Genomic DNA, 22,410 nt, shown 5'->3' on the forward strand with positions numbered 1-22,410 from the left:
CTATAAAATAAAGCAGTACTTTTTTTATTAAATACTGCTTTATTTTATAGCTTATACGCATGTTAATGCTTCCTTAATATCTATATCCTTGTTCATATTAATTTCATTTTTTATGATATTTAGCAACGGTTCATAATTTTCAAAGAATACTATGATTAAATCGCCCTTTTTAGAGTTTTTAATTGCTTCTAACAGTGCTTCGCTTTCATTTAATATGATGTTCATATCTTTAGTATTAAAACTAGTTTGTCGTACACCTTGTTCCAAAAGTGATGCCACTTCTCCGCTATTTCTGCCTCTTGTATCCTCATCCTCTTTTATATAAATATAATCAAAGTTTTCTCCTGATATCTTTCCTAAACTTACTATATTTTCGTCCTTTCTATCTCCTGGCACGCCTATTATTCCTATAAGTCTCTTACATCGTAATTTTTTTGCTCCTTCTAGTACTGCTTTATATCCTTCTATATTATGTCCATAATCTAATATTACAGTTATATCGTTTATCTTATACATATTAAATCTTCCTGGATTATGTTCTTCATCTGGATAAAAATTTTTCATGCCCTTTCTTATAAGTTTAAGATCTATATTTAAACCTATAAGAGCTGCACAAGCGGCCATAGCATTTTCTATATTGTATTCTAATTTCCCATCCACTGTAATTTTTATATCCTTAACTTTAATTATAGGAGTCATTCCTTCGTTACTTTCCAAACAAATGTAATTATTTTCAATGTAAATTGTTTTTTCTCCATTTTGTATATGTTGTAATATATGCTCATTGTATTTATCTTTAGAAAATAGTATTATGTTACTTTTTATTCTATTTCTTATGCTCATACTCATTTCATCATCTGCATTTAATACCACATATCCATCTTCTTTAACGGCTTCTCCAATAAGGGATTTTACAAAGGCCAATTCTTTAACAGAGTTTACTCCATCTAACCCCAAATGATCTGATGCTATATTAGTTATCACCCCGATATCTGCCAAATCATATGCTAGACCCTTCCTAATTATTCCTCCTCTTGCTGTCTCAAGCACTGCAGCATCCACATCCTTATTAAGAAGTACGGTCATAGCACTATTATATCCTGTAGTATCTCCCTTACTAATACATTTATTGTTCACATATATTCCCCCTGTAGTAGTCATTCCAGTTCTATGACCAGCTAAGGATAAAACATAAGATATTAATCTTGTTGTTGTAGTTTTCCCATTAGTGCCTGTAACTGATATAACAGGAATTTGATTTTCTACATTTTTAAACAACATATCTACTATAGCTCCTGATACATTTCTTTGCTGCCCCTCATATGGAATTTCATGCATTCTTATTCCCGGTGCAGCATTTATTTCTATAATTACGCCATCTATAGGTTTACTTATATCTGTACAGCACACATCTATACCACATATATCTAAATCCACAGCCTTTGCAGCTCTAACACATATATCTATATTTTCGTCACATATAGAGTCTGTATAATCTATTGCTACTCCTCCTGTTGATAAATTAGCATTTTCTCTTAAAAATACCTTCTGTCCCTTTTCAGGTATTGACTCTAGATAATATGAATTTTTCGATATATAGCTTATTAACTCCTCATTTATCTTTATTTTAGTTAGAGGCTTTTCATGTCCTTCTCCTCTTCTTGGATCCTTGTTTAATTCCTCAACAAGCTGTCTTATGGCACTCTTTCCATCTCCAGTTACATATGGTGGTATTCTTTCTGATACCGCTACTACCTTGCCATCTATCACACAAACTCTATAATCTCTTCCTATAACATATTTCTCTATAATTATATCCTTGTATTTCTTAATTATAGTCTTATATGCTTTTATTAATTCCTGCTCATTTCTTAAGTTTACCAAAACTCCTTTGCCTTGGTTTCCAAATCTAGGTTTTAATACTACAGGAAATCCTATTCTATCTGCAATCATAAGCATTTGAATAGGATTTTTCACTTCTTCTCCATCTGCTACTGGAAGACATTGTCTTTGTAAAATATTCTTTGTTAAAAGCTTGTCACACGCGATATCCACTGGAATGCATCCGGTATTACTACTTACAGTAGCTTCTATTAACTTAGAAGTACTACCATACCCTAATTGAAATACACTGCCCTCATTTAATCTAATTGCAGGAATACCCCTTTTTTTAGCTTCTTCTAAAATAGCAAGTGTACTTGGTCCCAATTCTTCTGACCTTAGAGTATTTTTTAACTTCTTAAGCGCTCCGTCTATATTAAATTCTTCATCTTTTATAATAGAATTTATTAATGATATTGCAATCTTAGCTACATCTATACCTGTCTTTCTATATTTATATTCATAAATTATATAATAATGCTCTCCATTTACTTCTCTTGCCTTTCCATACTTCACTTCTATTCCTAATTTATTTTGAATAGCAATTATCATGTGTTCACAAATATGTGCTAAATATGTACCTTCATTTAATCTTTTTACAAATCCACCTTCTTCATCTATACCACATCTATGACTTCTTAGTTCAGGCAAAATTCTCAATAAATTGCTGTTGAAACCTTTTATTTCATTGCTTGGAGTATCACTATATCCCTCTAAGTCTAAATCTAATTTTATACAAGGTCTATGACTATAGATATTTCTGCCTTCATACCAAGCTATCTCTATTACTTTCATTTTTTAAGGTGTCCTCCTATTTAAATCATATTTATCATCTTTTTTTAATATGTGCATTTTAATATTACATATAGATAGTATTTCATCTGGATTTTGCTCAGAAACATTGGTTTTAGTAATTTCACTTCCATCAATTACATATACAGCTCCAGAACCTATTACACTAAATTGAGCTTCCTTATTAACTATAATGGCAGTATCTTCATCAATGCCTATTCCTATACTCTCAGGATTTTCTGATATTCCTACAAGTAGTCTTCCAATCCTTCCCCTCTGAGCAAAATGCTGATCTATTATTACACCTTTTATTAGTCCTAGTCCAGGAGCCATTTTCAAAGTACACTTTCTTGGCGATTCTTCCTCAGGACCTGTTACAATCATAGTATCACTCATAACAGAAGCCCCCGCAGAAGTTCCAACAAACATACAACCTTCCTCATATCTCTTTTTCATCATTCTGTACAAAGGAGTACCTCCAATTAGACTTGTTATCCTTAATTGGTCTCCCCCCGTAAAAAATATTATTGAAGCCCTTGAAATTAAACTTACATGGTAATCATCATAGGCATCTTTTCTTTCCTTAACGTTTAATATTCCTATATTTTTTACTCCTAATCCGGAAAATATATATTTATATTGATTTCCCAATTCTTCTGGTACTCCTGATGCTACTGTTGCTATAAGCAATTCATCCCTATCCTTGTCAATATGGGAACAAACTTCCTTTAATATTTTCTTATCGCCTTCTTTATCCTCTGCTCCTCCTATTATTATTAAATTGCTTTTTATTCTTTCTTCCAAAACTCAACACCTCTTTCCACAGGTATTTTTTATTTTTCCCAATTTAAATTCACTTATTCATGTAAAATAAAAAAACACAACATACTCTTTTATAAATAAAAAGCATGTTGTGTTTTGCACAACCTATTATCAGAATACTAATCTTCCTGGTATTAATAACTTTTCGCCTATCTTAACCATATCTGGCGAATCAATACCATTCATTTTCATTAAATCATCCATAGTTGTAAAATACTTTTTAGCTATTTTCCATAAAGTATCTTCTTTTTGAACAACATATATTGTAATACTGCATTTTTTCTTTGCAACTTCATCTTCTACAGATTCAAGTTCTACTAAAAATTCCTTATTAACTGGTGCATTTACCCTTACATTTAATTCAATTAACGCCTTTATAGCTATATTTCCAGCTTCTATAGAAGCTTCTAAATTTTCTAAAAGAGCCTTTGCTATAGCTTGCATATCTAGCTTGCAGCCTGAAACATCTATTGCAGCACTAAATGGAAGTTCTTCTTTTATATTTTCAATAGACTTATTTTCATTATCTGCCTTGTACATTACTTCTACTCTAACTACTCCCTCTACCGCTACCTTTTCTTCCATTACTTTCTTATCAGTAATACATACATTTCCGCTGGTCATAATTACTTCAGCAGGCTTTGGAGATCCTTTATCTATTTCAATATCTCCCTTAACTACTGTTTCTGTATTAACATTTCCGACCATGTCATTAAGTTCATAACTTTCCTTTTTCATATTTAATATTGCATCAGGTGAGTATATGTCTTCCAAAACATCCATCTGATCTTTATGAAGAACCTTAGTAGATGTTTTAACATTAATCTTTGCTTCAACTACTCTATTTTCCGCAACTTCATCTTCTTTTACTTCAATTCCTACGGGCTCTACATCAAACTCAGTAAATCCCTCCATAAGTGGATTGATTCCATCAAATTCAAATTCGTTATTTAAAACTACTTCTTTTTCTAAACAAGCTATATCTGTTGTATCCTTGCCTCTATATAAAATATATAAAACAGCATTAGCTTCTACATTTATCTTATTTTCCATAATATTTATATTCTTCTTTTTAAGATTTACATTAGTTTTCAATACATTTCCTATTTGAGGTTTATCTGCAGGAACAGTTAAATTTATATCCGCTTCTAAGTTACCCTTTACAGTTCCTACAATCTTATCTATTTTAGAAGTATTTTTCAGCATCTGAACATTTTTATCTCCATCAACATCCTTAACTATTTGAAAGTTATTATTTTTATATACTTCTGCTTTTAACTTTACTATACCTTCTATCATTACCTTTCTTTCATTTAGTATGTTGCATCCCATGTGTTCAACATAACACTCAACATCACAATCCATTCTATGTTCTGCACCCTTTAACTCTATTTGATTAGAGAATTTATTGTTATAAGCCACATTGTATATGCCAAGCTTTTCATCTTCACGCGCCTTATAAATCACATTATGCTTTACTTCGCCTTCCACTAAAACCTTATCCTGTTGAACTTCTTTATTAGTTATAACAGGTTTTGACTCTACAGTCAGTATTTCTACTACATCTGGATGGGTATCAGGTATAACATACTCTCCTTTAACTATTGTATCTGCCATATTTTCCCCTAGGAGCTGTTCGCATTCTATATTTTCCCTTATCAATTCTATAGACATAATCATATTCCCCCCTATTATAAACCTACTATCTATATATATAGTATAATTATAATAAATATGATAAATTTCAATTATTTACTTTCTTACATAAAGACAAGTCTTTTGGAACATTAATATACATATTTCGTCATTTTTTTATGTTTTGCATCGATATCTATTTGAAAACATCTTAATAATTGTTGACATATATCTTATTTTGACGTATTATAAAATTAGTTGTTGACCATATAACCTCTCATAAATTCTCAATACCCTTTTATACCATAGTCGAAAGATGGAGAAGCCATCTTTCTTTTTTTATATGTAATAAAAAAACAAAGCAGCGATAACATCACTGCTTTGTTTATTATGCATAAACTAATTGAACTGTCTTTGTCAATACATCTGAATAACTGTAAGTCACTGTCCTTTGGGCGTCACTGTCTAATCTTACTACAAAGATGCTAGGGTAAGTTTTTTCAATCGTGCCTTTGTTAACAAAAGTTCTTCTTCTGCCTCCGTTAGCCTTTAGTGTTACACTTTCCCCTACATGGTTTTCTATATCTTTTTTTATAGAAGCCAATACATTTCCTCTTTCCACACTAAACACCCTCTTTCTACATGATACATTATATAACATGCTTTTATTTTTGTCAATAAACTTATAATTTTATCTTTATTCTTACACTTTGTCAATATTAATTTTTTATGAACTATAACAATTTTGAAACGTATACATACATTATTCCATCTTTACTTAATCCTCATATATTATTCCCTCTACGCCTTGCCATTATTCATAAAAATTTAATAAAGATATGCAGAAGAATCCTTTTTGCATATCTTTATTATATTTGATAGCATTTCTTTATGTTTAATTATTTTAAATACTGTGATTTAGGAAATCCCTCTCTATATTTTCCTCTTGTTTGAAGTCCACCAATTCCCTTTACTCCTGTAATGGTATTTTCTAATGCCTCAGGTATAGATACTACTTTTTCTATATTTGTATATGCTATTTTTTCACATAAAAATACAGGATCAAGGCAATGTATTAAAACCCGATTAGGTGAACTTGCAAAATTAGCTCCTGCATCCAATATGGCTTCATAGTTAGATTGGCATGCTCCTGCAAAGATAACTAAATTATCATACCCTGGTTCATAATTTCTAAGCTCTGCTACAGTTTCAACATAATATTTAGAATTTCTATAATTATTTATGTCTATATAATCCCTTGTTCCTTTAGTTACCGCATCATGACCTGTTATAACCACAATATCAGGTTTTACTGTTTTTACTAATTGCAACACCTGTGAAGGTTGTTCCTTTTCTGCAATCACCTTTCCAATAACATCTAATCCTAATTGTTTATAAACCTTTAAGCATACATCCAGGTACTCTGAATCTCCATCCACATGAAGTATTTTTCCTGGCCTCCCAAAGGATAACTCATTATTATTACTTTTTATTACTTTAAGTTCTCTTCTATAAAGATTTTTTCCTGTTCTACCTATCAGGATTTTTTTTATTGATGAATTTACCTTTCTATTAAAAACTTGTTCCTGTTTTGTATCTTCTTCATCTACTACTTCCAAATCCTCTTCTGCCGAGTCTGCTATTATTCTAAGGTTTATTCCTTTAAGTGTATATATTTCTCCATCTTCTGTTTCTTTTATATTTATTATCTTGAATGTAATATCCTTTCCATAGGACTTTCTTACTACTATATCTCCTACCTTCAATAAAAACATCTCCATATGCACTTAATTTCATTATATATAATATGTGTATACCCTTAATTAAGTGCAAAATTATTGGCATGTACTACTTTTTATAAATAATACATGCCTTAATTACTATTCCTCTTGATTATAGTACTTTTTAAATTCATTGATGAAATTAATATATAAATCTTGTTCAGCTATTAATTCCTCCATTTTATTATTAAAAGTATTTGTTGGCCAATTAACTTCATTATAATAATATCTATTACAAAGTCTCCAAAACCTTTGTGGGAATAACAAAAAGGCAAACAATACCTTGTACTCATCTGTAGATAACGGACTTACCTCATTGTAAGCATTAATAATTAAATGCGCATATTCTATGTTCCATTCGACCCTTTTAAGAACCTTTATTATAAAAGAAGAAATATCATATGCTCTTACTTCTCTCTTACAATAGTCGAAATCTATAACATTTACATCATTATTATTGTCTATTATTATATTATGATAGGTATAATCATGATGACAAAATACTTTTTCTTCCTCTGTTATTCTGCAGATCTCCATGTAATTAGATGAATTTAATACCTTCATTGCTCTTTTACCTAAGTCTTTATAAAACTGAATTGTCTTTAGATAATTCATTTCAAAGTTATTTTTATTGCTCCTTTTACGAGTCATATCCCTCATTTTTTCAAAGGATCTAACTCTTTTTTCCATAAGATGAGGCCATCTTCCTAAATCACTTTTAAGTTTACTATTCTCTGGAGGCTCATATCCTTTAGAAACAATATGCATATATGCAAGCTTTTTAGCTGCTATATAAAGATCTTCCTTATTTCTAAAATCCGCTTCTCGTCCATCAATCCATTCAGATAATGTGTATATGTCCTCATTCACTAGTGCATATGGATTTCCATCTACATTAAGACAATATCTATCTACCCCAGAAAATCCGTTGTCTATAAGGTGTTCCTTCGCTCCATATACAAACAATAATTTTTGTACACCATAATTTATTTTCTTTAGACACTTGATACCTTTATTTGTTTTTACTAAATAAACTCCTTTATTTGGTTTAAGGCTTTCAATTTTAATGTCGAACTGCCTTTCTATTTCAAATTCTCTCATCATAGTAATCACCTCCTTATAATTTATATGAAATAAACATACTATTTAGAAGTTAAATTAATGTATAAATTGTGTACTATTCATCATATGATTTTTATATAAGAACTTTTATTAACACTTTCAAACTATGTCTAATATAATGAAATATAACCATTATAAGGAAGGTTAGTTCGTATGAAGATAGGTATAGATGGAAGAGCTTCTCAATGGTATCGGGGAACTGGTATAGGTACTTACACATATCAACTTATAAACCATGTAAATAAGGTTGATCTTTTAAATAATTACATGATTTTTATGCCCAAAAACTCTAAATATGATATTAATTTTAACTCTAATTTTTCCATAACAAATATTACAGAAAACTGTAAGGATAATTTCTGGGATGAGGTTAACATACCAAATATATTAAAGTCTAATGAGGTAGATCTTTATCATGTTCCTCAAAATGGCATAGGAAGTCCTGAGGAAAAAAAGTGTCCCTTATTAATAACCCTTCATGATGTTATACCTTATAGAATGCCAGAAACCGCCAGCGAAGGTTACCTAAAATTATTTGAAGAAAAGCTACCTGAAATAGTATCAATGTGTGATGGAATAATAACAGTATCCAATTTTTCAAAGGAAGATATTATTAAAGCATTTAATTTTCCAAGAGAAAAAATCTTTGTTACTTACTTAGCTAGTGAAGACATTTATAGGCCTATAGATAAACTCGTAAGTCAACAAGTAGTAAAAAGCTATTACGGAATAGATAATGACTTTATTTTATATGTAGGAGGCTTCAGCCCTCGTAAAAATATAATAGGCCTTATCGAATCATTTAGTAAAGTTATAGCTCACTATAAAAAAGATATAAAGCTTGTCATCGTAGGAAAGAAGGGTAAGTCCTATGAAATCTATAAAAAACGCTGCGAAGAACTTCATATAGAAGATAAGGTAATCTTTCCTGGATTTATTTCAATAGATCATATGCCATATTTTTATAATGCAGCAAAACTTTTTGTATATCCATCCTTTTATGAAGGTTTTGGACTTCCTCCTTTAGAAGCTATGGCATGTGGTGTACCGGTAGTTGCTTCAAACCTTACCTCTATACCTGAGGTAGTTAAAGATGCTGCACTACTTATAGATCCTAATAATATAGATGACTTATTTGATTGTATTTCCAAGGGCTTAATGGATGATAAACTTCGAGAAAAACTTATTTTAAAGGGGCTTGTACGCTCCTCTGAACTCACCTGGGATTCTACTGCACATAATACTATAATTGCATATAGTAAAATACTTAATAGTTAAAAAGCTGTGTGTCTATTAAACTAGACACACAGCTTTAAATTCATTTAAGAAATCCTGTCTAAATTCCTCTTTCTCTATTTTTTTATTTAATCTATCAATAAATACTTCATTAGGCCAGTTTTTCCTTCGTCCATAGTAATCTCTAGAGATAGAATAGGCATCTTCAGGAAACTTTAAAATTCCATATAATACTTTTAGTTCCCTATTTTCAATTAAATTTATACTCATGTATTCATTTAATATAATCTTAGCCTTTTCCACATCAAAGGCAAAATTTTTAATTACCTTTAATATAAAATTTGCCAAGTCATGTACTTTTAAATCTATCATAGCATAATCAAAATCTATAAAATAAGCCTTGTTATCCTTTATTATAATATTATGATGCGCTAAATCATGATGACATAAAACCTTTTTATCCTCTTCACTGCAAAGCTTGTAGTAGGAAGAATCCTCAAGTATATCTATACTTTCTTTAATTTCTTCTATATAAAAATCAACATGCTTTAAAAAGTTATTGTCAAATTCATTTTTATTTTCATGCATTTCAGCAATCCTTTTAAAAAATTTCATTTCATCTATTCTTCTTTTAAAACTATCTATAAGTTTTCCGCTATTGTCCTTATTTATGATTTTATGCCTAAATCCTTCGGATGCTGAATGCATTTCTGCTAGTCCTTGTGCTGCAAGACAAATATCTATGGGATTATTAAAGTCACATTCTATTCCTTCTACTAAATCTATTAAGCAATAAACCTGCCCCTTGAAATTTACAAAAATTCCCCCATCTTCATTCCTGTGAAAATCCATTACCCTATTAAACTTTTTCTTTATATATTCTAAACCATTATATATAAATGTTAATTCTTCCATACTGTAATCTATTTTCTTTAATATTTTGTTTCCCTTGTTTGTACTTACAAAAAATACACTTCTAAGTGGATATATATCATATATTTCTACATCAAACTTATTGAATAGCTCTGTATCTAGTGCATATCCACAAAGATATAATTTTTCATCATATACTTCCATTAATACGCCCCCTTATATTATGCTGTCTCCATCCTGCTCCATAGCTCTTACTAATTTTCTCAGACATTCTTCTGGAGTTAAATGCTTTTTTCTATATTTAGTACTTATTCTTACAAACTCATAGGGATAGGATAGGAGACCTGCTATAAAACTATAACTATCTTCCATTAAGAATTCTATAGAACAAAACTCTCTTATAAGCCTTTCATAATCTAACTCATACTTTTTTTTCTTATACTTCCGAAGTAAATGAAAACAATCTACTTCTACCATGTCATAACTACACTTATTGGGATTTTTTATTTGTAAAATTTTATCTTCTGTTAAATTTATAAAATCTTCAGTTCCTATAGATATCTCCTTATTTTTCATACTTCTTCTTATAAGATCCAAATATCCATTTTCATAAATAGTTTTAATTGACTTCTCTGCTCTTTGTATATAGAATTCTAAGTTGTTTAAAAGAAGCCCTTCAAATTCATTTTCTATCTCTTTTGATTTTAATACTTGTTCTTCTCTTTTTAATTTTTTAAGTCCTACTTTAAAATCTTCTACAAGCTTTCCTACAGTGCTTTCTAGCCTATTTTTAAAAATCGCTTCCCCTCTCATGGTTCTTTTATGAAATTCATCTATAATCTTCATTTGTTCTATTAGACTTTCTTCATTTATAACTATACTATCGTAATTGAATTTATCTACTATATCTATATTTTTATCTTTTAAATACTGTTCAAATGTAACTATAGTCATCATATTATCCATTCCACCTCCAGATCTACTTATAATTTATAGATTTGAATTCGTCTACAAAATCTTGTCTATAATCCTTATCTTCATATATTTTAATAAGTTTATTAATAAAAAATTCTTCTCCCCAAGGCTGTTTTTCCTCATAATATTGTATTCCTAATTGCCAATAGGCTTGAGGAAATTCTATTAGAGCTGCCATAATCGGAATATCATCATTATCTAATGTATATATACTGTTATAAGAATCTAATATAAAAGTTGCGCTATCCATATCCCATTTACCATTTTTCATAACTCTTATAATTAAACTACTTAAGTCATGCAAATGTGTATCTAAAAGGCAATAATCAAAGTCAATTATGTTCATATCGCCACTTTCTTCTATTAGCACATTATGATGAGCATAATCATGATGACAAAAACCCTTGAGCTTATATTCTGCTACCATCTTAGAAAGGTATTTAGTATCTGATAGGTGTCCTAAGGTTTTATCTATTCTTCCAATTTCTTCTTCCATCGACTCTAAATATAAGTTATCAAATTCTGTTCTTTGAGACTTTGAAAGAATTATATCTTTAAATTTAAATAACTCTCCTTTTTTCTTTAAAAAATCTCTAGACCAGTTAAACCACCCCGTTCTTACCTCCATTTTTTTATCTACTATAAATCCCAAGCTTTTTTTATGAAGATCCGCAAGCTTTGATGCCGCTGCCATAACATCTAAAGGGTTACTATAGTTGCATTCCCTTGCATTTATCCAAGGAGTTAAATATGCAAAACAAGAATCTATTTGCACATACTCACCCCCATCCTTATTTTTTATTATTCTAGGAGTATTTTTAAATTTTTTATTTTGTAGGTGCTTTATAGCCCCAATTACAAATAAAAAACGAGGAAGATTATAATTTATAACCTTCAAGCAGTAATCTTCCTCTTCTCCTGATATTTTGTATACATTTTTTATCTTTTTCATGTCTACTATGTCCAAGTTATAATTATCTTTTACAACTTGTTTTACATTGTCTATGTTCATAGAGCCTCCTCATAATATGCATACTTATATTTTTATTATATGAATTATATGGCTTTAGGGTGACATACATATAATATAGGTTTTATTTTAACTTATAAGGCACATTTTCGTATTTTAATAATATTAATAATATATATACACATAATTTCAATCTATAAGCTTTAACAGGAGGTAAATGTATGAAAATAGCCATTGATGGAAGAGGCATAGGTTGGTATAATGGCACAGGTATCGGAACATATACCGAAAATTTAGTTAAAAACATGCTTAACTTAGATAAAGAAAATGAGTTTTTTATTTATTGGTGGGGAAAAAATTATGATGAATTTGAAAAGAATAATTCTCATATAATATTTAGCTCCAAAAGACACAAAGGTTTCTTTGAAAAATATTACTTTGGTGAAAGCTCAAAAAAAGAAGGCATAGACCTATTTCATATACCTCAAAATGGTATAGGCTTAGACGAAAGCATTTCTTGTAAAAAAGTAATTACTATCCATGATTTAATTCCATATATAATGCCTGAAACCGTTGGTAATGGATATCTAAATAAATTTTTATCTTCTCTGCCAAAACTCGTAGAATTAAGCGATGGAATAATCACTGTATCCGAATACTCTAAAAAAGACATACTTAGATTTTTTCCCATTGACGAAAATAAAATTTATGTTACCCCCTTAGCTGCAGACAAAAAATACACACCTTTGGACAAAGAAAAGTGTAGGCAAGATCTTAGAAAGATTTATAATATAATGGATCCCTTTATATTATATATAGGAGGGTTCAGTCCAAGGAAAAATATTAAATCTCTTATACTTGCGTTTTCAAAAATATATAAAGATTTGCCTAAGGAATATTCACTAGTTATTACAGGTGCAAATAAAGACAGCCTAGAAGAGTTGTTTAATTTAAGCCAAACTCAAGAGATATCTTCTCGAATAAAGTTTACTGGATTTATACCTGAAGAGCATCTTCCTTGGTTTTATAATGCCTCTGATGTTTTTGTATATCCTTCTTTATATGAAGGCTTTGGGCTTCCCCCTTTAGAGGCAATGAGTTGCGGTACTCCTGTTATAACTTCTAACATTTCCTCTATTCCTGAAGTTGTTAAAGATGCAGGAATACTTATAAATCCTTTAAATAAACAAGAATTAGAGGATGCCTTATTAAATACACTCTCTAATGAAAGTATTTTAAATGAACTAAGTGCAAAGGGATTACAGCAATCTAAATTATTTTCTTGGCAAAACACAGCATTAGCTACACTAGATGCCTATAAAAAAATACTGGGTTCTTAAAATCTAGAACCCAGTATTTTTAATCATTTCCTTTAATCTTTTTTCAACGTCTGAAGTATTTTCTTTTAGGCTTTTCTTTTCTTTCATAATATCATATATATGTTTTTCAAATTCACTATTTATATAGGCATAATTGGCACTATATGAATTGTAAAATGATTGTTTTTGTACATTGCTTAAAAATTGCCATACCTTATCCGCTCCGAAGTATTCTACAGGATTTAATAAAGCTTTACTTCGTTGAATATTTAAATTACATGGAAATATAGAGTATTGAGTAAATAAATCAAGTTGCAACTTTTCATTGTCCAATAAAAATTCAAAAAAGGTGTTAATTAAATTAGTATATTTATTGTTATCTAATGCAATTAAATTTTTCCCATTAATGCACACAAACTTATTTCCACCAGCTTCAAAGGACGGCATAGCTGCAATTTTAAATTTTCCTTTCAGCTCTGGAGCCTTTTCCTCCAATATCTTAAGTTCTTTATAATTTGCAATAAAAGACACTACTTTCCCAGACTTTATGGAGTTTAAAGAAAACCTCTCTTTGTTATCCTTCAAAATTCCTCTTTTTCTCAATTCTCTTATTAAATTAATAGACTTCATGGATTCAGATGATGATATATACATGTTATCCTTTGAGTCTATCAATACTTTATTTAATTGGTTTAAGAGCATCTCATAGTAATCCATGGGATTTCCAGTTAAAAAACTATATGATACCTTAGAATCTCTTTTAAGCTTTTCATATTGATCTATATAATCATCCCAGGTATTTATATCTTCTATTTTAATTTTATATTTAGAAAATATGTCTTTTCTATAAACCATAACATATGGATTACTTTCTATAGGTACAGCATAAATCTTCTCATTAAAAGATATATTATTCAATGTTTCCTTTTTAAATAAATTTTTATGATTATTTACTATACTAGTTACATCCGCTAACTTATCCTTATATTTTTTTAAGTAATAAGGAGTATCCTTATCTTGTATCATAAATATATGCGCCTCATCTTGCAGCTTATCTTCTATATTAAAATCTTTTCCATCAATTACTTTTATATTTATAGTGGTTTTAGGATAAACCTTTTTAAAAGATTGTGCTACAAACTTCATGCTAGCTTCATACTCCTCGCTGCACCATATATTTATTACACCTCGTATGGTCTTGGAAGTATTTGAGCTACCTATACTTTTACAAGAAGAAATACTAATTAAAAATATAAGAACTACAGAAAATGAAATGTATCGCATATGCTTTTTCATATTTGTATCACCTTTTACAATCCTTTTAGTTTATAATTTCCTTAACTCCTTCACCAATGCCGCTTTCATAAAAATCTGCGTTATACCCAGTACGCTTAAAATAATATGAATATTTTCATTTATTAATATATCCATGCCGCCTACTTCATATCCCTTATCAACCATACATTTTATTATACCCTATGGCTTAAATCAATAAATCTTTCACACCATAAGTGAATTATATGACTTTATTTCCCAACTTATTAATAATACTCGCTGAATATCCAGCCCCAAATCCATTATCAATATTTACTACAGTAACTCCACTTGCACAGCTGTTAAGCATACATAAAAGAGCAGATAATCCATTAAAATTAGCTCCGTATCCCACGCTTGTTGGAACTGCAATAACTGGCTTATCTACAAGGCCACCTACTACGCTAGCTAGAGCTCCCTCCATTCCCGCCACTACAACAACTACCTTTGCTCCTCTTATATCATCCAATCTGTTAAACAAACGATGTATTCCGGCAACTCCTACATCATATATTCTTTTTACTTCATTTCCAAAGGTCTCTGCAGTTATAGCTGCTTCTTCAGATACAGGTATGTCTGAAGTCCCTGCAGTGACTACAGCTATGTAACTTGAGCTCTTTTCTACTTCTGTTTGTATAATTCTTATTATTCTTGCTTCCTTAAAATACTCAGCTTTGTCACATATGCCTTTTATTTCTGCATACATTTCCTCTGTAGCTCTTGTGGCTAGTATATTATTTTTCTTTGTTATCATGAATTCTACTATACTTTTTACTTGCTCTACAGTTTTGCCTGCACAGTATATTACTTCTGGGTAACCCACTCTAAGTTCTCTGTGGTTATCTATCTTTGCAAAGCCTAAATCTTTAAAGGGTAGTTCTTTTAGTTTATTTAGCGCCTCATCTATTTCTAAATTATCTTCTTTAACCTTTAAAAGAAGTTCTCTTAGCTCCTTTTCATTCATTATTCATGCCACCTTTTATATTTACATTCATACTTCCTGTTCTATATCCTTCTAAATCTAATGTTACATATTTATAACCTAAATTCTTTAAATTTTCTATTACATTTTTTCTTATGTCCTTATCTAAAAAGTTATTTATTTGTTCATTATATACTTCTATACGAGCTAACTCTCCATAACTTCGTATACGCGCACCCATAAATCCTGCTTCAGCTAAGTAACTTTCTCCCTTTTCAATTCTTTTAAGTTCTTCTATTTTTATTTCTTGTCCATAAGGAAGTCTAGATAATAAACAAGCATAGGATGGCTTGTCCCAAGTAGGAAGTCCCAACTCTTTAGATATTTCTCTTATATCTTTTTTAGTAAATTTACATTCTAATAATGGACTTTTTACATTAAGTTCCTTAAGTGCTCTCATTCCTGGCCTATAATCCTTTGTATCATCCAAATTACTTCCATCTACTACATAATCTATTCCCATTTCTTTTAAAAAATCTTTTATTTTGCTAAATATATGTGTCTTACATATATAGCATCTATCCTCAGGATTATGCTTTATCTCTTCTAATATGTCAAACTCCAGGAAATAGTGCTCTATTTTTAACTCATCTATTATGTTTTCTACTTCTTTTATTTCTCTATCAGGTATATACGGTGCCTTTATAGTTATCGCAATAACCTCTTTACCTATTGCATCTTGACAAACCCTTAGAAGGAAGGTACTATCCACTCCTCCAGAAAATGCAACTGCTACCTTTTTAAGAGATTTTATATAATCCACAAGTTCTTTATATTTTTCATTATACAATTTACTCACCCCATACTTTTAAATCTTTTATTTCCATTTTTATATCTTCATATAATCTTATAAAAGGAATATTTTTTTCTAACGCAATTCTTTTTACATCCTCAAATTCAGGCTTATATTTAATCATATTTCCTTCTTTATAACATGCTTTTATTCTTATTTCTCCATAAGATGTACTTATATTTTTTATATTCCTATCTAAAATACTTTTTTCTACCTTGTATTTTCTAAGTCCTATAGTGGTTGTTTCATTAAATAATACATTATTTAAATCTTTTTCTTTTTCTTCTGTATGTAATACAGATAGCTTTATAGCAGGTCTTCCTTTTTTCATAACTATAGGAGTTAAATATACATCTTGAGCTCCAGAGCTTAAAAGCTTATCTATTATATATGGATAAACCTCTGAACTCATATCATCTATATTACATTCAGTTACAAAACACTGTTTTTTTTTTCTTCTTTTTCAGCAATAAACACTCTAAGCACATTAGGTATTTTATCAAAATCCTTGTATCCTATACCATACCCAACCCTTAATACTTTAAATTCCTCTTTATCTGTAAATTCCTTTACTAAAGATTTTAATATGGCAGCTCCAGTTGGAGTAGTTGCTTCAAAAGGCACATTCCCCTTTCTTATTGGTATGTCCTTAAGTATTTCTACTGTAGCTGGTGCAGGTACTGGCAGTACTCCATGAGCGCAATGAACAAACCCGCTACCTACCTCTACAGTGGAACAAAATATTTCTTCCACATCTAAGTAATCACAACATATTGCTGCCCCTACAATATCTATAATAGAGTCTGTAGCTCCAACTTCATGAAAGTGAACTTCATATAGTTCCTTGTTATGAACTCTTGCCTCTGCTTCTGCTACTATTTTAAATATACTTAAACTTAAATTTTTTACTTTTTCTTTAAGACTACTATTTTTTATTATCTCTTCTATATCCTTCAAATTTCTATGATGATGGTGATTATTTTCCTCATGGTGATGTAAATTATGTTCATTATGCTCACCATGATTTTCATTATGATGGTGATGAGGCTTTAAAATTACATTTACCTTGGTTCCTGCTATTCCATTTTTAACTTCTCTGGTTATATTTAATTCATATTCATCATTTATATTAAGCTTTTTAAGTTCTTCTATAAGATATTCCTTAGGAACCCCTAAGTCCACCATAGCTGCTAAATTCATATCTCCGCTAATTCCTGAAAAGCAATCATAATAAAGTATCTTCATAATTTTCACCCATCCCTTTATTAATAAAGATTAAATATTTTCAATATATTATAATTTTACCACATCTTACTTATTTAGACACATATGGATTTCCTGAAATGAAAAACCTCCAAGGATAATCCTTAGCTTCCTCAGCATAATCAATACCTATTCTCGAGGATTCTCCAATCTCAAATTCTTGTTTATTTCCTTCCTCTATGTATATCCTATCCCCTAATAAATCATCTCCATTCATACTTTTATCAATATTAAGAGCCATACATAATCTAGAAGGACCGCTGGTCAAATTAACTACTTCCCTTTTCTTTAATTCATCATAGTTCTTATTGAACCTTCTTTTACTCATGACTTCCTTTCCTTCTAAGGGCTCAACTGCTCTTATTAATACCGCCTGCGCTATCCCTTCTTCTCTTGATACTACGTTCATACAATAATAAAGTCCATATATAAAATATACATATGCAACTCCAGGTTTTCCATACATAACTTCTACCCTTTTAGTTCTACGTCCACCATAGCTGTGAGCAGCCTTATCCTGTAATCCCATATATGCTTCTACTTCTACAATCTTTCCTGAAGTTATTATGCTATTTTCAACAGTCACTAAGTTTTTTCCTAAAAGCTCCTTTGCTACTTCTAAAGTATCTTTATTATAAAATTCTCTTGACAGCTTCATGTTAAATGCCCTCCTTTAAAATTTACAGCCTGGTATTAACATACCAGGCTGCAAATATAACTAAAAATTTTATAAAATATTATTTATTATTGTTCTATCTTTTTCTACACCCAAATCTATAGTTGAGCCTTCCTTAATACGTTTTTCAAAATAAGCCTCTGTTATTTCATCCTCTAAATATCTTTGAATTGCTCTTCTTAAAGGTCTTGCTCCATATTTTTCATCATATCCCTTTTCAAGAATAAGATCTTTAACATCCTTATTAACCTTTATTTTTATATTTTTTTCAAATAGCTCTTCTTCTACCTCTTTAATCATTAAATCTACTATTTTATATAGCTCTTCCTTTGTAAGAGGTTTAAATACTATTGTCTCATCTACTCTGTTTAAAAACTCTGGCCTAAAGGTTTCCTTAAGGGCATCTCTTACCTGAACCTCTAAAGCTTCATAATCACTACTTCCAAAACCTATTTTAGTTCCCTTAAAATTTGTCCCCGCATTAGATGTCATTATAATTACAGTGTTATCAAAATATACAGTTCTTCCTTGGCCATCTGTAAGCCTTCCATCATCTAATATTTGAAGTAACATATTAAATACATCTGGATGAGCCTTTTCTATTTCATCTAATAATACTACAGAATAAGGTTTTCTTCTAACTTTTTCTGTAAGCTGGCCACCCTCATCATATCCAACATATCCCGGAGGTGCTCCTATAAGCTTTGATGAAGTATGCTTTTCCATATATTCAGACATATCCACCCTAATTAGTGCTTCCTCACTTCCAAATAGCTCAGAAGCCAATGCCTTTACAAGTTCAGTTTTCCCTACCCCTGTAGGGCCCACAAATATAAAAGATGACGGTTTTTTCTTTTTCTTAAATCCCAATCTATTTCTTCTAATAGATTTTGACAAAGCATTTACAGCTTCTTCTTGACCTATTACTCTTTCATGAAGCTTATTTTCTAAGTTTAATAATCTTTCTCCTTCGTTTTCCTTTACTTTATGAATTGGAATTTTTGTCCATGCTTCTATAACAGAAGCTACATCTTCTATAGTTAGTTCAACACTATTGCATTCTTTCTCAATCTTCGTTAACTTTTCTTTAATTCTAAACTCTTGTGTTTTATATTCAGCTGCTCTTTCATAATTTCCATTATCAGCTTCTTTTATTATTTCTTGTTGAATTTTTTCAAGCTCTTCCCCTAAAGATTCTACTTCTACAAGCCCTTTATTTTTTAAATTTGCCCTAGAGCTAGCTTCATCAATCACATCTATAGCCTTATCAGGAAGATACCTATCATTTATATATCTTTCAGAAAGCTTTACAGCTTCACTTATAACATCATCACTTATATGCACCTTATGATAATCTTCATAGTATTTTTTTATGCCCATTAATATTTCTATAGCCTCTTCTATAGTTGGCTCTTCTACGAGTACAGGTTGAAACCTTCTTTCGAGTGCTGAATCCTTTTCTATGTGTTTTCTATACTCTTCTAAAGTAGTTGCTCCAATAACTTGTATTTCACCTCGAGCTAGTGCAGGCTTTAATATATTCGCGGCATTTATAGCTCCTCCTTGAGCTTCTCCTGCCCCCATTATATTATGAATTTCATCTATAACTAATATAATGTTTCCTTCTGCTTTAGCTTCATCGATTATACTTTTCATTCTTCCTTCAAATTGTCCTCTAAATTGAGTTCCCGCTACTACTGCTGTAAGATCCAATAAATATACCTCTGCATTGAATAGTTTTGCTGGAACCTCCTTTTTAGAAATTCTAACTGCTAATCCTTCTGCTATTGCAGTCTTACCTACGCCTGGTTCTCCTATAAGTATAGGGTTGTTTTTAGTCCTTCTATTAAGGATTTGAATAACCCTATCTATTTCTGTATTCCTTCCTATTACAGGATCAACTTCACCATTTTTAGCTTTTTCATTAAGGTTTATACCATACTTATCTAAGTTATTTCTTTTCTTTTTAAATAAATTATTTTTAGTCTTTATGCTACTTTTATTTTCTCCATATTTATAATCCTTACCATCTTCAAAGCCTCTAAACATATCCTTAATTTCATTACTTTCAAATATATCCTTTGCTTCATTTTTTTCTAAAGATGTTTGATCATTTATAGATAAATTATTTATTATATTATTAAACATATCATTATTTGTAAATTCGTTTAAATCTACATTTTCAAGCATACTATTTAGTTGTTCTGTATAGTTCTCCATATCCTCTGAACTAATTCCTGTAGATTCTAAAAGCTGATTTAATGCTGGAAGCCCCATTTTTTTAGCACAATCTATACAAACTCCCATTATTTGAGGTTTCCCACCTTCTATTTTGGAAGTAAATATCGTGGCTACATTTTTATGACATATTGAACACAATTTCATAACATCATCTCCATACTCTATAATGTCTTATATTCTATAAGTTCATGTAAATATAGTATATCATAATTAAATATTATTATTTTACAAGATTTATGAATTTATTTTAACCATTATGATAACATAAAATAACTAGCTTTGACAGCTAGTTATTTTTTTGTTCCTATGTTTATAACCTCATTTGTCATATCATAACTATCATTTGAAATTAATTTTTTATTTGTTATTTTACCAGATTTTTTAACAATTAATAAATTTATTATAACCATTATGAGCGATACAAAATTTATTTTTCTTATCTCTCCATAACCCATTATATTTAATTTTTATATTATACTTAGTATGTGTACTTTTTCAATTCTTATCAAATGAAAATATATACAATTTTATAATTTAAAATAAATTATGAAAGACCTTCCATAAGATAATTAAGCTATTCTTATAGAAGATCTTTATAGTAAGCCTATATATAATCTTTAAATTCATTATCTTTTTTCAATTCGCTTACCAAATATTTTATTTCTTGATCTTTATTTTTATCCATTACAAGTATTACATCTCCTGCATCTACTATTATTAAATCTTTTACTCCAAAGCCTATGACAAGCTTTTCTCCACCAAGAACTATACAATCTTGACTTTCGTCCATGTATATATTCCCATTTACATTATTTCCACGGAAATTCTTTAAAAATCGTGCAAGCGACACAAAGTTACCTATATCATCCCAAACAAATTCGCATTTTATAACAAATGCCTTTCTAGTTTTTTGCATTATACCAAAGTCTACTGAAATTCCATCGATTAAATTATATTCTTCCTTTATTACTTCTTCTTCCTGTTCTGTATCTAATGCAGAATATATATTCATCATACTTTTATACATTTTAGGCAAATACTTTTCCATTTCCCTAAGGTAAATATCTGCTCTCCAAATAAACATACCACTATTCCATAGATAAGTGCCTTTTATTAATAAATCTTTAGCCACCTCTAGGTTAGGTTTTTCTAAAAATCTCTCTACTCTGTAAGAAGGTATCCCTCCAATGATTCTCTCTCCTGTTTCTATATATCCATATCCTGTTTCAGGACGAGTCGGAGCAACTCCAATTGTAATCAGCCCTCTTTTTCTTTCTACGATTTCCACAGCTTGGCTTAATGTATCTGTAAATAATTTTTCATTTTCTATATAGTGGTCTGAAGGGAGTACCATCATTATTGCATCCTTATCTTTTTTTAAAAGCTTTACTGCAGAAAGCCCAATACAGGTTGCAGTTTCTTTGTTTGCAGGTTCTACGAATATATTTTCTTTGTTAATATCGGGCAATTCCTCATATACCTTGTTTAAATATATCTCATTGGTTACCACATATATATTTTCTTTATTTACTAAAGGCTTTATCCTGTCTACAGTGTTTCTTAAAAAACTCTTATCATTTATTATTTTTAAAAACTGCTTAGGATTACTTTCCCTTGATAAGGGATAGAGCCTTGTTCCTTTTCCACCGGCTAGAATTAACGCATATAACACAAAAACCTCTCCACAAATAAGTGCTTTAATTCCATAGTATGAATTAAAGCGGTTATTTGTGAA

At 30.0% G+C, this 22,410-nt stretch carries 18 protein-coding genes and 1 pseudogene; 2 read left to right on the forward strand and 17 right to left on the reverse strand.

The annotated features are described in order from the left end of the window. Window positions 1–51: 51 nt before the first annotated feature. From cphA to CRN98_RS06515, 6 genes are all read right to left on the reverse strand, one after another. Window positions 52–2,676 (reverse strand): cyanophycin synthetase, encoded by a 2,625-nt coding sequence (cphA, locus tag CRN98_RS06490; protein WP_097026610.1) that lies wholly within the window; start codon window positions 2,674–2,676, stop codon window positions 52–54. Between the two features lie 3 nt (window positions 2,677–2,679). Beyond that, the gene (locus CRN98_RS06495; RefSeq protein WP_097026611.1) at window positions 2,680–3,477 is read right to left on the reverse strand and encodes a cyanophycinase; all 798 of its coding nucleotides are present in this window, start codon (window positions 3,475–3,477) and stop codon (window positions 2,680–2,682) included. 129 nt (window positions 3,478–3,606) lie between these two features. Next, window positions 3,607–5,169, reverse strand: coding sequence for a DUF3794 and LysM peptidoglycan-binding domain-containing protein (locus tag CRN98_RS06500; RefSeq protein WP_097026612.1), 1,563 nt, complete (start codon window positions 5,167–5,169; stop codon window positions 3,607–3,609). Window positions 5,170–5,518: 349 nt separating this feature from the next. Beyond that, entirely contained in the window at window positions 5,519–5,752 is a 234-nt protein-coding gene (locus CRN98_RS06505; protein WP_035304675.1) for a Veg family protein, read from the reverse strand. 277 nt (window positions 5,753–6,029) lie between these two features. Beyond that, entirely contained in the window at window positions 6,030–6,896 is an 867-nt protein-coding gene (gene yabG / locus CRN98_RS06510; RefSeq protein ID WP_097026613.1) for a sporulation peptidase YabG, read from the reverse strand. A 114-nt stretch (window positions 6,897–7,010) separates the two neighbouring features. Then, window positions 7,011–8,015, reverse strand: coding sequence for a CotS family spore coat protein (locus CRN98_RS06515; RefSeq protein WP_097026614.1), 1,005 nt, complete (start codon window positions 8,013–8,015; stop codon window positions 7,011–7,013). 171 nt (window positions 8,016–8,186) lie between these two features. On the opposite strand from CRN98_RS06515, the gene CRN98_RS06520 reads away from it, so the two are divergent. Next, window positions 8,187–9,311 carry a glycosyltransferase family 4 protein gene (locus CRN98_RS06520; protein WP_097026615.1) on the forward strand — a complete coding sequence of 375 codons (1,125 nt, stop codon included), beginning with the start codon at window positions 8,187–8,189 and terminating at the stop codon, window positions 9,309–9,311. A gap of 15 nt (window positions 9,312–9,326) precedes the next feature. Here the strand turns inward: CRN98_RS06520 and CRN98_RS06525 are convergent, their stop codons facing one another. The 3 genes from CRN98_RS06525 to CRN98_RS06535 are packed head-to-tail and all read right to left on the reverse strand — an operon-like array spanning window position 9,327 to window position 12,129. Beyond that, entirely contained in the window at window positions 9,327–10,346 is a 1,020-nt protein-coding gene (locus CRN98_RS06525; protein WP_097026616.1) for a CotS family spore coat protein, read from the reverse strand. Between the two features lie 12 nt (window positions 10,347–10,358). Beyond that, window positions 10,359–11,108 (reverse strand): spore coat protein CotS, encoded by a 750-nt coding sequence (locus CRN98_RS06530; RefSeq protein ID WP_097026617.1) that lies wholly within the window; start codon window positions 11,106–11,108, stop codon window positions 10,359–10,361. Window positions 11,109–11,121: 13 nt separating this feature from the next. Beyond that, window positions 11,122–12,129, reverse strand: a complete 1,008-nt coding sequence (locus CRN98_RS06535; protein WP_097026618.1) for a CotS family spore coat protein — start codon at window positions 12,127–12,129, stop codon at window positions 11,122–11,124. A 179-nt stretch (window positions 12,130–12,308) separates the two neighbouring features. Between CRN98_RS06535 and CRN98_RS06540 the strand changes: the two genes are divergently transcribed. Continuing rightward, window positions 12,309–13,427, forward strand: a complete 1,119-nt coding sequence (locus tag CRN98_RS06540; RefSeq protein ID WP_097026619.1) for a glycosyltransferase family 4 protein — start codon at window positions 12,309–12,311, stop codon at window positions 13,425–13,427. Window positions 13,428–13,430: 3 nt separating this feature from the next. Here CRN98_RS06540 and CRN98_RS06545 read toward each other — a convergent pair whose 3' ends face one another. The 8 genes and pseudogenes from CRN98_RS06545 to CRN98_RS06575 all read right to left on the reverse strand — a co-directional run bounded on the left by CRN98_RS06545 (window position 13,431) and on the right by CRN98_RS06575 (window position 22,347). After that, window positions 13,431–14,702, reverse strand: coding sequence for an ABC transporter substrate-binding protein (locus CRN98_RS06545; RefSeq protein ID WP_097026620.1), 1,272 nt, complete (start codon window positions 14,700–14,702; stop codon window positions 13,431–13,433). A 220-nt stretch (window positions 14,703–14,922) separates the two neighbouring features. Beyond that, the gene (gene larB / locus CRN98_RS06550; protein ID WP_097026621.1) at window positions 14,923–15,684 is read right to left on the reverse strand and encodes a nickel pincer cofactor biosynthesis protein LarB; all 762 of its coding nucleotides are present in this window, start codon (window positions 15,682–15,684) and stop codon (window positions 14,923–14,925) included. Beyond that, the gene (gene larE / locus CRN98_RS06555) at window positions 15,677–16,492 is read right to left on the reverse strand and encodes an ATP-dependent sacrificial sulfur transferase LarE (RefSeq protein ID WP_097026622.1); all 816 of its coding nucleotides are present in this window, start codon (window positions 16,490–16,492) and stop codon (window positions 15,677–15,679) included. The genes larB and larE overlap by 8 nt, the downstream gene beginning before the upstream one ends. Window position 16,493: 1 nt before the next feature. Next, window positions 16,494–17,740, reverse strand: a pseudogene (gene larC, locus CRN98_RS06560) (nickel pincer cofactor biosynthesis protein LarC). A gap of 70 nt (window positions 17,741–17,810) precedes the next feature. Next, a complete protein-coding gene (locus tag CRN98_RS06565) occupies window positions 17,811–18,416 on the reverse strand; it encodes a DNA-3-methyladenine glycosylase (protein WP_097026623.1) in 606 nt (201 codons plus the stop codon). A gap of 69 nt (window positions 18,417–18,485) precedes the next feature. Beyond that, on the reverse strand, window positions 18,486–20,819 hold the full coding sequence (locus CRN98_RS06570) for an ATP-dependent Clp protease ATP-binding subunit (protein WP_097026624.1): 2,334 nt from the start codon (window positions 20,817–20,819) through the stop codon (window positions 18,486–18,488). Window positions 20,820–20,965: 146 nt separating this feature from the next. Further along, a complete protein-coding gene (locus CRN98_RS17695) occupies window positions 20,966–21,130 on the reverse strand; it encodes a hypothetical protein (RefSeq protein ID WP_179631983.1) in 165 nt (54 codons plus the stop codon). A gap of 149 nt (window positions 21,131–21,279) precedes the next feature. Further along, window positions 21,280–22,347 carry a mannose-1-phosphate guanylyltransferase gene (locus tag CRN98_RS06575; RefSeq protein WP_097026679.1) on the reverse strand — a complete coding sequence of 356 codons (1,068 nt, stop codon included), beginning with the start codon at window positions 22,345–22,347 and terminating at the stop codon, window positions 21,280–21,282. Window positions 22,348–22,410: the final 63 nt, after the last annotated feature.

This window comes from Clostridium peptidivorans, from assembly GCF_900205925.1.
Taxonomy (GTDB): domain Bacteria; phylum Bacillota; class Clostridia; order Clostridiales; family Clostridiaceae; genus Clostridium_AK; species Clostridium_AK peptidivorans.

What these genes read in the sequence shown, in the direction of transcription:
- cphA (WP_097026610.1), bottom strand. Translation starts at nt 2,676, where the DNA reads ATGAAAGTAATAGAGATAGCTTGGTATGAAGGCAGAAATATCTATAGT.
- CRN98_RS06500 (WP_097026612.1), bottom strand. Translation starts at nt 5,169, where the DNA reads ATGTCTATAGAATTGATAAGGGAAAATATAGAATGCGAACAGCTCCTA.
- CRN98_RS06515 (WP_097026614.1), bottom strand. Translation starts at nt 8,015, where the DNA reads ATGATGAGAGAATTTGAAATAGAAAGGCAGTTCGACATTAAAATTGAA.
- CRN98_RS06520 (WP_097026615.1), top strand. Translation starts at nt 8,187, where the DNA reads ATGAAGATAGGTATAGATGGAAGAGCTTCTCAATGGTATCGGGGAACT.
- CRN98_RS06525 (WP_097026616.1), bottom strand. Translation starts at nt 10,346, where the DNA reads ATGGAAGTATATGATGAAAAATTATATCTTTGTGGATATGCACTAGAT.
- CRN98_RS06530 (WP_097026617.1), bottom strand. Translation starts at nt 11,108, where the DNA reads ATGGATAATATGATGACTATAGTTACATTTGAACAGTATTTAAAAGAT.
- CRN98_RS06535 (WP_097026618.1), bottom strand. Translation starts at nt 12,129, where the DNA reads ATGAACATAGACAATGTAAAACAAGTTGTAAAAGATAATTATAACTTG.
- CRN98_RS06540 (WP_097026619.1), top strand. Translation starts at nt 12,309, where the DNA reads ATGAAAATAGCCATTGATGGAAGAGGCATAGGTTGGTATAATGGCACA.
- CRN98_RS06545 (WP_097026620.1), bottom strand. Translation starts at nt 14,702, where the DNA reads ATGAAAAAGCATATGCGATACATTTCATTTTCTGTAGTTCTTATATTT.
- larB (WP_097026621.1), bottom strand. Translation starts at nt 15,684, where the DNA reads ATGAATGAAAAGGAGCTAAGAGAACTTCTTTTAAAGGTTAAAGAAGAT.
- CRN98_RS06565 (WP_097026623.1), bottom strand. Translation starts at nt 18,416, where the DNA reads ATGAAGCTGTCAAGAGAATTTTATAATAAAGATACTTTAGAAGTAGCA.
- CRN98_RS06570 (WP_097026624.1), bottom strand. Translation starts at nt 20,819, where the DNA reads ATGAAATTGTGTTCAATATGTCATAAAAATGTAGCCACGATATTTACT.
- CRN98_RS17695 (WP_179631983.1), bottom strand. Translation starts at nt 21,130, where the DNA reads ATGGGTTATGGAGAGATAAGAAAAATAAATTTTGTATCGCTCATAATG.